Source organism: Methylomonas sp. BG-2 (assembly GCF_057766305.1).
Window position 1 is genome coordinate 1 of the sequence record NZ_JBYMAP010000142.1, and the last position, 11,230, is coordinate 11,230.

Here is an 11,230-nt window from a genome sequence, read left to right on the forward strand (position 1 = left end):
TTTCTCGACCGCTATTGCGCCGATTTGGGCTTGGCGACGCCGCCCTGCTTGCCGACGATGACTTTCGAGCTGGATCGCCACGGCGTGGCGCGCGAGCTGTCGTTGCCGATCGGCGAGGACGAATTTCGTTCGGAGATCGTGTCCAGTTTTCGAGTCAAGCAAGGTGTTTTGCACAATCCGGCCAGCGACCGGCGTACCACCAAAGGCTCGTTTCATATCGCCGAGGGCGGCCTGCCGGTGCCGGGCGACAAAAAGCAGGTCCCAAAATTGACCTTCGCGTTGATGTTGGCGGAAGCGCTGAATCCGCCGGCCGATATGCTGACGCTGCCGTTCACCGCCAAACAGGCCAGACCGGCGCGGATGTTCGCATCGCTGCTGTTGCGACCGGTCGTGTGTCCGGAGATTCCCGGCGTGTCGGCTGAAAAAACGATGGAGATCCGCTTCTTCGCGCCGGGCAATCTGGTCAGCAATCTGGATTTCGTCGAAAGCATCTTCGGCAATGGCGGTAACCCGGCCTTGCCCGAGTGCGATGCCGGGCTGGACGTCGAGCATTGGAGCGGCCATAGCGGTTGCGTGATTTTGGCGCCGCATCTGGCCAAACTGACCAAGCAGCAAGTCGGCTTACCGCATTGGGACGCGGCGACCGACCGGCAGCGCGCCGACGGTATGTGCTGGCAAAGCCCCGATGAGCTCTACAACGACGGCCAGGCCTTCAAATTGACCGCCCGCGACCGTTCCGGCGTCATCGTCACCTTGCTGGCCGACAATTATTACGGTTATTGCAAAAAGGAAGTCAAAACCCAGATCAGCTACGCCGCCAACCTCTACGGTCTGGCCGAAGAGGAACACGCCGGCGGCGCGTTGGCGTTTCGCCGCTTCAACCACGGCGACGAGTTCGGCATCGGCAGCCTGACGCGCGAGCCGGGCTACGACTTCGACGACATGGCTTACCGCTACGGCGCGATCATGGACATTCAATCGGAGGGCTACGCGCTGGACCGGCGCTACCCGGATATCGTCTACGTGCCGCAGGATCTGCGGATGAACTTGAGTACCCAGAAAATCAGCTGGGTGCGCAACGGCCAAAGCCACGGCATCCGCCTGCAGCCCGGCAAGATTTACATCCAGCCCAACGGCTACAAGATCGAGATGTGCAAACATCCCGGCGCGCCGTCCTGGCGCTTGGTCGGCACCGTCGCCGAAGGCACTTTCTGCCACAAACCCTGTACCGTGTCGGGCGGCGGCAAGTCAGAAATCTCCAAATCCATCGAAGACGCGGTGATTTACGGTCCGTTGTTCGTCGACGACTTGCAGAACGATTTGGATCGGGTTCAGGCGATCTTCGACAAGGATTACCGAAGCGGACGTTTTCTACCCGGCCACGAGCACGAAGATCGCGATCCGGCTCGGCCGATTCTGAGCGACGAACGCAGTCTGGGTTCGGTCATCAAATTGCTGACCCCGTCGCCTTATTACACGCCGGAGTTCAACGCCTGGCTGAAGTCGATTCCGCCCAGTATTTTCGCGCTGGTGTTCTTGATCAAGCGGTTTTACCGTAGCGAGTGGGAAGGCCGCTGGCGCGACCATTTATCGGTGGACGTGATCGACGGCGCGCCGGGCCACGAATTGAAACTGGATCAACGCAAGATCGTGGCGACCTATTTGCGGGTCGGCTTCGATCAGGAAGGCGGCTGGCGCACCTTTAAGGTCCGGCAGGATTACATCGCCGCCGAGAAAGTGCAGATGGAAGACGACATCACCGCATCGGTAGTCGTGCCCGCCAGCCGGATCAAGGCCTGGCTGCCGCAGACCGACTATCCGCATAGCGTCAAACTGGTCAGCAATTGCGAATACCGGTTGTTTCAACGGCCCGACGACGCGATCATTCCCGGCTACGACAAGCAAACCGAAGCCAATATGGCCGCGCCGGGCAATTTCATCGCCAACTTCGAGCCGCTCGATCACGCCAAGTTGGCCGGGGTGGTCGAGGACGTGATGACGTTCTCGCGCTTCACGCCGGCCATGCAAACCCTGTTGACTCAAGCCTACCGCGACGGCGCCGGTTTCGTCGTGTCGTCGGCGCATCCGCGCTTGGTGGACGGCAAGCCGTCCAAGAACCCGCGCTATCTGGAAACCCGCGCCGACATCGTCAAGCCGATCCGTAAATACGTTGCCGAAATCGGCGCCCGTCTGCATCGCAAGATTCCGTTGTCCGAGCCGTTGTGCCATCCGGTTGACGCGGTGCTGACCGGGCGGCGTAACAATCCGCCGGAACCCGGTATTCGCCCGCTGGCGGTTTACAACCCGATTCACTATCAGGAGCTGCCCGAACTGTTCATGGATTTCATCTGTTCGTTGACCGGCAAGTCGCCGTCCACGACCGGTGCCGGTAGCGAAGGCGCGCTGACCAAGGGACCGTTTAACGCCTTGCGTCCGACCGCCGATCTGAACAATGCCTTGGTATCGTTCATCCTGACCGGCTATCCGGGTTTTTCCAGCTCCGCCGGTTTTATCGGGCCGGATACCCGGGTCGATCACGACATCAGCCTGTTGATTCCGGAAATCTGGGCGCGTTTGCCGCCGGGCGAGCGCCAGCCGGACTATTTAATCCAGCACGGCTATCTGGAAGCGGTGAGGGACTTCGAGTACCAGGGGCGCAAGGTGCTGGCCAGCCGCTTGGGGTACCGGATTACCAGCCATTTCGTGCATGGTTTGATGGGCAAGATTTTCGATAATCCCTACGCGGTGTTTACCGACGAGATTTTGCAACCCGAACGGCAAAGCCTGGCGGTGTTTGTCGATGGGGTTGACAATATCGTCGAGACTCAGCAACGGGTGGCCCGCCAATATTTCGAGGACGGCAGTATCGAGGATGCTTGCCCGCCGCTATCGGCCTTGTTGCATATCATGGCCGACGGTCATTACCAGGGCATGGACGCCAATCATCCGCGAATCCGGGCCATGTTCAGCCGCGAAACCCTGTTGGCTTCGGCATGGTACCGGGAGCGGTTGGCTATTAAACAACAGCGCGACATTGCGCTGTGGCAAGGCCATGTCGATTATCTGCAAGCCTTTTTAAACGCCAGCGGGCACGAGGCGCCGGCGGCGGCATTGAATTTGGCCGAACGCTTGCGGCGGGCAAAGGCTCGATTGCTGGCGGTGTCGGCGCCGGATTATCCGCAAACGCTGGTCGGCACGCTGGGCGCCGATCCGCTTGGACCTTACGCCGCCGGATCGGCTTGAGGTCCGCCGGATTCCAAGTATGCGCGCAGTTCGGCCAAGCCAAGCGGCGCGCTGAAGTAAAAGCCTTGGGCCAGATCGCAACCTAGCGCGCCGAGGATGGCGGATTGCCGCTCGTTTTCGACGCCCTCGGCAACCACCCGCAAATGGATGCCGTGCGCCAAACCGACGATGGAGCGCACGATGCAGGGGGCGCCGGTTTCCGCGCTCAGGTCGCGGATGAAGGATGGGTCGATTTTCAGCATGTCGACCGGCAGCTTATGTAAATGAGTCAGTGATGAGAAACCGGTGCCGAAGTCGTCGATACTCAGGCGGATGCCGCGACTGTGCATCGCCCGCATTTGCCGCATCGCGGCGTCCGGATTATCCAGCAACATGCTTTCGGTGATTTCGAATTCCAGCCGGCTGGCCGGAAAACCGGTTTCCGCCAGAATGGCGTCCACCTGATTCATCAGATCGGGCTGTTTGAATTGGCGGGGCGACAGATTGATTGCCAGTCTCAAGCCGGCCGCGGCCGGCAAGGTCAAACAGGCGGTGCAGGCGCTGCGCAATACCCAAGCGCCGATCTCGACGATCAGGCCGGTGTCGTCCGCGATGGGAATGAATTCGTGCGGATGAACCGCGCCGATGTCCGGTTGCCAGCGCAACAATACTTCGATTCCGACCGGCGCGCCGCCGGGCAGCGCCACCTGGGGTTGGTAGCGCAACTCGAATTCGCCGCGCGCCAACGCCTGGTGCAAATGCCGCTCCAGCGTCAGGCGCCGCAAGGATAGTGCGTTGGCCGAGGCGTCGTAGAATTCAAATTTGTTGCGGCCGCGTTGTTTGGCCAGATAGAGGGCATCGTCGGCGTGTTTGATTAAGGTCTCGCTATTTTCGCCGTCGGCCGGATAGATGCCTATGCCCAGGCTGGCACCGATAAAAAGTTGGTGGTCGTCGATAAAGAAGGCTTGGTTGATTTGCTCGATCACCCGCTTGGCGATTTCGCCGGCATCGGCGGCGGTGCGCAGATGCAGGCCGATGATCGCGAATTCGTCGCCGCCCAGGCGGGCGACGGTTTCGTGTTCGCGCAGGCAGGCCGTGACGCGCTTGCCGACTTCGATCAACAGTTTGTCGCCGACCAGATGCCCCAGCGTGTCGTTGATATTCTTGAATCGGTCCAAATCCATGTAGAGCAACGCGAACTCGGTGCGGTGCCGGCGCGCCTGACTGACGGATTGCGCCAGCCGCTCGTTGAACAGCGCGCGGTTCGGTAGGTCGGTCAGCGGATCGAAATAGGCCAGATGTTTGATGATTTCTTCCGAATCCTTGCGGTCGCTAATGTCGTGGATGATCGAAACGAAATGGCTGATGGCGTTATTGTCATCCAAAATCGGCGTGATCGACTCCAGACACCAGAATAAGTCGCCGTTTTTCTTGCGGTTCAGGAATTCGCCGTGCCAGTCCTGGCCGGCATTCAGGGTTTGCCACAACTCGTCGTAGATTTCGTTGGCGGTCAGATCGGATTTCAGCAGGTTGGCTTTGTGGCCGATCACTTCCTGCTCGCTAAATCCGGTGATCCGATAAAACGCCGGATTGCAGTATTCGACCTTGGCCTCGTGATCGGTGATGATGACCATGCTGGAACTGTATTGCATCGCCAAGGATAGTTTGCGCAGCTCGCGTTCGGTCTTGCGGTGATTTTCGATTTCCTTGGCCAGCGCGGCGTTGGCGGCCATCAGTTGGCTCTGGCTGGGTATCGCCAGAATTTTCGGGATCAGCGGCCAGATCAATACCGCCGTGGTCAACGAAGCCCCGGCGGTAGCCAGTTTGACCAGCCCCGACGTCCAGTAATCCGGCACCCAAACGTTCCAGATACTCAGCAAATGGGTGGTGCCGCATAAAAAGATAAACAAGCCGAACAGCCAATATATCCAGCCGAATTGGATGTCTTGACGGCGCTTTAACACATACACCATTGCGAACGGAATGGAGTAGTAAGACAGCACGATCAGAGCGTCGGACACCGCGTGCAACAACAACAGGTCGGCCTGCCACAAATAGCATTGGCCGTGCGGCATGTAAGCCTGCATGTCGAATAAATGAGGCTGTGTTTGGTTCATGGCGCTCCCGATAGCAACGCTCCGGCACCGGCGGCCGGACCCGAGATGGCATCGCTCCCGAAGCCGGGATGACGCGCGAGCTTAGCGCAAAATCCCTTGCATCAAAACAATATTGTAGCAGCGGGTGTCCCGGGCCGGCGTTGGCCGGCCGGTGACGCCGTGTCTGGATTTTGGCTCCGCGCCGCGCTTTGTCGATCAAGCGGGATCGCGGCGGGCGGGTGCTTAATGTTGAGACTTGCGCTTGCCCTTGGTTTTGGTTTTCGGAAATTCCTGAGCGATCAACGAACGAGCCAGTTTACGCAGTCCATTCGACGAGACTTCCAGGCCGAGCGGCGAGCCGATCGATTCCAGTTCGTACATCAGGTCGGTCGCGGCGACCAGCGTCACGTAGCGCAGGTTTTCGCCACCCGGCAGTTGCGTGGAGGCCAGGCGTAGTAGCGGTGCCAGTTTATCCCAGGAACTATTGAAGAATTTCCGCACCGGGTCGTTCTCGGCCACATATTCGCCGGTCAGGCCTTGTTCGAACGCGCCGCCGGCCTTTTCCAGCACCTCGCGCATCGTGGCTTTGGCCGATTCGTCGGCGGCGGTCAGTTTGGTGCGCTCGATGGCCTGTTCGACCGACGCCTGCCAGTTTTGCCAGAGTTGCCGCCATTGCGCCAACTCGGCTTCGGTCAGTACCGGCGACGGTTTGACGCCATCGCTTTTCCGATCGTTGGCCGTGTAGCCGACGCCGAGCAACAGGCCCTTGGCATCGGCCTTGGCTTGGTTGAAGCGCAGGCTGTTGACCGCGTCGTGCCAGTCTTCGCCGTGCTCGGCCGAGATAAACGGCAGCAGCGATTTGGCAATGTCCGGCCGAGCCCTATTTAGGTCGATTTTCAGCGAGGCCAGCTTCGGTTCGGCGGCTTTTTTAATCAGCGACAACAATTGGTCGATGTTCAGCGCTTGGCCGTTGCGGTCGTAGGCTTGGGTGCGGGTGACCGGAAACGACAGCACATTGCCGGTCGAATCCAGCGTCGGCTGTTGAAAGGTTTGCAAAATCCCCGACCATTCGACGATGGTCATGCACTTGTTGCCGAGGGCGGTGCCGATCTTGGCCTGAACGTGGTTTTCGATTTTGACCAGGCCGTCCTCGCCGCCGATTTGCGGCTGGGACAAGTCCAGGAAACTGCATTGCTTGCCGTCTTTCCAGACCCGCGCGGTTTCGCCGGCGCCGGTGTAAAGCTGGTTGACCAGCACGCTTCTGATCAGACCGTATTCCATCGGCACCGGCACGTTGATCTCGCGGGCCACGGCGGCTTGCGCGGTCAGCAGCAGGCCGCCGGTGAATAACAGGGTACGCAGGGTTGACATGATTTACTCCGTAACGTTGTCTTGCGCGGTTGGGTTGAGTTCGGAAATGCCCCGGTAGGCCGACGAAATCGGATAACGCCGATCGCGGCCGAAGGCGCGGGGGGTAATGCGGATGCCGGGCGGCGATTGCCGGCGCTTGTATTCGTTGCGATCGACCAGCGAGATCGCGCGTTCGACCGCCGCGCGCGGATAACCCAGCTCGACGATGTCGGCTGCCGATTGATCCTGCTCGATGTAGAGAGCCAGGATGGGGTCGAGTACCGAATACGGCGGCAGCGAGTCCTCGTCTTTCTGGTCCGGCGCCAGTTCCGCCGACGGCGGCCGGCTAATCACCCGTTCCGGAATTACCGGTCCCAGCGTGTTGCGGTATTCGGCCAGTTGGTAAACCAGTAATTTCGAGACATCCTTGAGCGGGGCGAAGCCGCCGGCCATGTCGCCGTAGAGCGTGGCATAGCCTACGCTCATTTCGCTTTTATTGCCGGTGGTCAACAGCAGTTTGCCTTGTTTGTTGGACAACGCCATCAGCAAAACGCCCCGGCAGCGGGCCTGGATGTTTTCCTCGGTGGTGTCGGTTTTGGAACCGGCGAACAGCGGTGCCAGCATCGCGTTGAACGCGGAGACGGCCGGTTCGATCGGCACGATGTGGTGCCGGACGCCGAGCGCCTTGGCTTCCAGCTCGGCATCTTCGTTACTGATGTCTTGGGTATAGCGCGACGGCATCAATACGCACTCGACCCTATCCGCGCCCAGCGCGTCCACGGCCAAGGCCAGGACCAGCGCCGAATCGATGCCGCCCGACAGGCCCAGGATCGCGCCGTGAAAGCCGTTCTTGCGCACGTAATCCCGGATGCCGAGCACCAGCGCCTTGTATTCGCTGACCACCGGTTGGTAGAGCGCGACGATGCCGGTTGGGGTTGGACGGGGTCCGTTAAATTCGACGATGCCGAGTTGTTCCTCGAATTCGGCGGCGCGATAGACAATCTCGCCGTCGCGATCGGCGACGAAGGAGGCGCCGTCGAAGATCAATTCGTCCTGGCCGCCGATTTGATTGACGTAGACCAACGGGATGCCCACCGCGCGAACTTGGCCGCAAATGATGGTTTCGCGTTGCTGCATCTTGCCGGCGTGGAACGGCGAGGCGTTCAGCGTCAGGATGATGTCGGCGCCCGCGTCGCGGTTGGCGGCGATGATGCCGTCGCGCCAGATGTCCTCGCAAATGGTCAGCGCCAGTTTCGTGGCCCGGACTTCGAAAAGACAGGTTTGTTGACCCGCCTTGAAATAGCGTTGCTCGTCGAACACGCCGTAGTTGGGCAGGGCGATTTTGTGGTACTCGGCGACAATCGCGCCGTCCCGCACCGCGGCGGCGGCATTGTAAAGCGCTCCGCCTTGCCGGCTTGGATAGCCGATCACGGCGGTAATGCCTTGGATGTCGCGCAGTAGGCGGGCCAGGCCGCGTTCGGTTTGGGCCAAAAAGTCGCCGCGCAGCAGCAAGTCCTCCGGCGGGTAGCCGGTTACGCACAGCTCGGGAAAAACGATGACATCGGCGCGTTGTTGTTTGGCTTGCTCGACGGCGGACAGGATTTTTTCAACGTTGCCGGGAATGTCGGCGACCGTGAAATTCAGTTGGGCCAGGGCTATGGTTAAAGTCATTGATTACCGGGCAATACAGCCGCGCATTGCCGCGCCGATGTCCGACGGGGAACTGACCATCGTCACGCCGGCCGCCCGCATCGCGGCAATTTTGCCGGCGGCCGTGCCGGCGCCGCCGGTGACGATGGCGCCGGCGTGGCCCATGCGTTTGCCGGGCGGCGCGGTCTGGCCGGCGATGTAGCCGACCACGGGTTTGCTGACATGGGCTTTGATGAAGTCGGCCGCTTGTTCTTCATCGCTGCCGCCGATCTCGCCGACCATGACGATGCCCTCGGTTTGCGGGTCGTCCTGAAAACGGCGCAATACGTCGATGAAGTTCATGCCGTGGATCGGGTCGCCGCCAATGCCGACGCAGGTACTTTGGCCCAGGCCTTCGCGGGTGGTTTGGTGGACGGCTTCGTAGGTCAGCGTGCCGGAACGGGAGACGATGCCGATCTTTCCGGGTTGATGAATATGGCCGGGCATGATGCCGATCTTGCATTGGCCGGGCGTGATCACGCCGGGGCAGTTCGGGCCGACCAGCAACGAATTCGTGCCTTGCATTGCCGCCTTGACCTTCAACATTTGCAGCACCGGAATGCCTTCGGTGATGCAGACGATCAATTCGATGCCGGCATCGACCGCTTCCAGAATGGCGTCGGCGGCGAAAAACGGCGGTACGTAAATCATCGTCGCGCTGGCGCCGGTGGCGTTGACCGCTTGCCGGACCGTGTCGAATACCGGCAAGTTCAGATGGCTGGAACCGCCCCGGCCCGGCGTGACGCCGCCGACCAGTTGCGTACCGTAGGCCAGCGCTTGTTCGGAGTGGAAAGTGCCTTGCTTGCCGGTGAAGCCTTGGCAGATGACTTTGGTGTGCTTGGCTATCAGAATAGACATTAGGCGACCTCTTCAGCCAGTTTCACCGCCAGTTCGGCGGCTTGATTCAAATCCTCGGCGGGCGTGAGTCCCAGCCCGGAGTTCTTCAGCATGGCCAAGCCCTGCTCGACGTTGGTGCCTTCCAGCCGGACCACGACCGGAATCGTCAGATGCATTTCCTCGACCGCCGCCAGAATGCCGGCCGCGATCACGTCGCATTTGACGATGCCGCCGAAAATATTGACCAGTACGGCTTTGACGGTGCCGTCGGACAGGATCAGCTTGAAGGCTTCCTTGACCTTGTCCTTGTTGGTGCCACCACCGACATCCAGGAAGTTGGCCGGCGCGCCGCCTTTTAATTTGACCATGTCCATCGTTGCCATCGCCAAGCCGGCGCCGTTGACCATGCAGCCGATATTGCCGCCCAAGGTGATGTAGTTCAGGTCGAATTGCTTGGCCTCGGCTTCCTTGGGATCTTCCTGGCTGGCGTCGCGCAGCGCGGCGATGTCGGAATGCAGCGCGATCGCGTTGTCGTCGAAGTTGATTTTGGCATCCAAGGCCACCAAGCGGCCGTCGTTGGTTTCGATCAGCGGATTGATTTCGATCTGGCTGCAATCCTTGGCCAGGAATAATTCGTACATGCCGTTCAGGATAGCCGGCAATTGCGCCTGTTGTTCCTTGCCGAGGCCGAGCGCCGCGCCGATTTGCCGGCCTTGATAGGCTTGCAGTCCTGCGGCGGGATGCACCGGAATCCGGACGATCTTGTCGGGCGTTGCGGCGGCGACGGCTTCGATGTCCATGCCGCCGGCCGCCGAGGCGATAAACAGCAGGCGCTCGCTTTCCCGGTCCAATAACAGGCTCAAATAAAATTCGTTTTTAATCGCGGATGCCTCCTCGACCCAGACGCTGTTAACCGGCAAGCCGGACGCGTCGGTTTGGTGGGTAACCAAGCGTTTACCGAGCATCTCTGCGGCGTGTTCGGCGACTTCGTGGGTGTCGCGGGCCAGCTTGACGCCGCCGGCCTTGCCGCGCGCGCCGGCGTGGATTTGCGCCTTGACGACCCAGGCGTCGCCGCCCAATTGTTCGGCGACCTTGGCGGCGCTCGCGGCGCAATCCGCGATATCGCCCTTCGGCACGGGCACGCCGTATGCGGTAAACAGTTGTTTCGCCTGGTACTCGTGGATATTCATATCCTGCTCCGATTCACGTTGATTGCCGCATTGCTATAAGACTAGCCGCCGGGCAGGTCCTCCGCCGACTTAATGCTATGATGAAAGGTATCGTCATTCTAACTGAAACTTGCTGACAGAGACGGCATGCCTCCCGGCCAAACTCATACTTATTATCCTTGTCCGTTTTCCCGAGGCTACGGCATACCCGAGCGGCAAGCATGGTTGATGTTGAAGATATTCGCCATCTACCGATTCATGGCCGGCAGCTTGTTCGTTATGTTGTATTTTCTGCGGTTTGGCGCGTCGACGCTGGGCACCTACGACGGCGCATTGTATCAGTTCGCTAGTCTAGGATACCTTGCGATTTCCGTGGTTGCCGCGCCGATCACGCTCAGGCATCGCTTTGGTTACGCGATGCTGGCGCAGCTGTTTATCTTCACCGATATCGTCTTTATCACGTTGATGATGCATGCCAGCGGCGGTATCGCCAGCGGTATCGGCATGTTGTTGGCGATTTCGATCGCCGCCGGCGGTTTGTTGATCGGTGGCCGTTGCGCGATTTTGTTCGCGGCGTTGGCCAGTCTGGCGGTGTTGGCCGAACAGGCTTATGCAATTCAAACCCTGAGTTTCGAGGCGGTCACGCTGACCTACTCCGGCATGCTGGGGATTTCGTTTTTCTCGATTGCGTTCCTGTCGGTGATTCTAGCCCAGCGCGCCGAGCAGTCGGCGATTTTGGCGCAACAGCAAGCGCAGACCATCGCCCGCTTGGAGGGCTTGAATCGCTACATTATTCAACATTTGCAATCGGGCATCCTGATCGTGGACGGGGCGCTAACCTTGCAATTGGCCAACCAGTCGGCTTTA

The 11,230-nt window shown here is 60.1% G+C and carries 6 protein-coding genes and 1 pseudogene; 2 read left to right on the plus strand and 5 right to left on the minus strand.

The features are described from left to right. The coding region (locus AC3B8H_RS13950; protein WP_488442154.1) for a PPi-type phosphoenolpyruvate carboxykinase family protein at nucleotides 1-3,243 on the plus strand (3,243 nt) is incomplete at its 5' end. Here the strand turns inward: AC3B8H_RS13950 and AC3B8H_RS13955 are convergent. From AC3B8H_RS13955 to sucC, 5 genes are all read right to left on the minus strand, one after another. After that, on the minus strand, nucleotides 3,222-5,339 hold the full coding sequence (locus AC3B8H_RS13955) for a putative bifunctional diguanylate cyclase/phosphodiesterase (protein WP_488442155.1): 2,118 nt from the start codon (nucleotides 5,337-5,339) through the stop codon (nucleotides 3,222-3,224). The two genes, AC3B8H_RS13950 and AC3B8H_RS13955, sit on opposite strands and share 22 nt — an antisense overlap. A gap of 222 nt (nucleotides 5,340-5,561) precedes the next feature. Further along, nucleotides 5,562-6,689: a hypothetical protein gene (locus tag AC3B8H_RS13960; protein WP_488442156.1), complete on the minus strand. Its 1,128-nt coding sequence runs from the start codon at nucleotides 6,687-6,689 to the stop codon at nucleotides 5,562-5,564. Nucleotides 6,690-6,692: 3 nt separating this feature from the next. Beyond that, on the minus strand, nucleotides 6,693-8,339 hold the full coding sequence (locus AC3B8H_RS13965) for an NAD+ synthase (protein ID WP_488442157.1): 1,647 nt from the start codon (nucleotides 8,337-8,339) through the stop codon (nucleotides 6,693-6,695). 3 nt (nucleotides 8,340-8,342) lie between these two features. Beyond that, nucleotides 8,343-9,215, minus strand: a complete 873-nt coding sequence (gene sucD / locus AC3B8H_RS13970; protein ID WP_488442158.1) for a succinate--CoA ligase subunit alpha — start codon at nucleotides 9,213-9,215, stop codon at nucleotides 8,343-8,345. Next, nucleotides 9,215-10,384, minus strand: a complete 1,170-nt coding sequence (sucC, locus tag AC3B8H_RS13975) for an ADP-forming succinate--CoA ligase subunit beta (RefSeq protein ID WP_488442159.1) — start codon at nucleotides 10,382-10,384, stop codon at nucleotides 9,215-9,217. The genes sucD and sucC overlap by 1 nt, the downstream gene beginning before the upstream one ends. Nucleotides 10,385-10,510: 126 nt before the next feature. On the opposite strand from sucC, the pseudogene AC3B8H_RS13980 reads away from it, so the two are divergent. Continuing rightward, nucleotides 10,511-11,230: pseudogene (locus tag AC3B8H_RS13980) on the plus strand (two-component sensor histidine kinase); the annotation flags it as partial.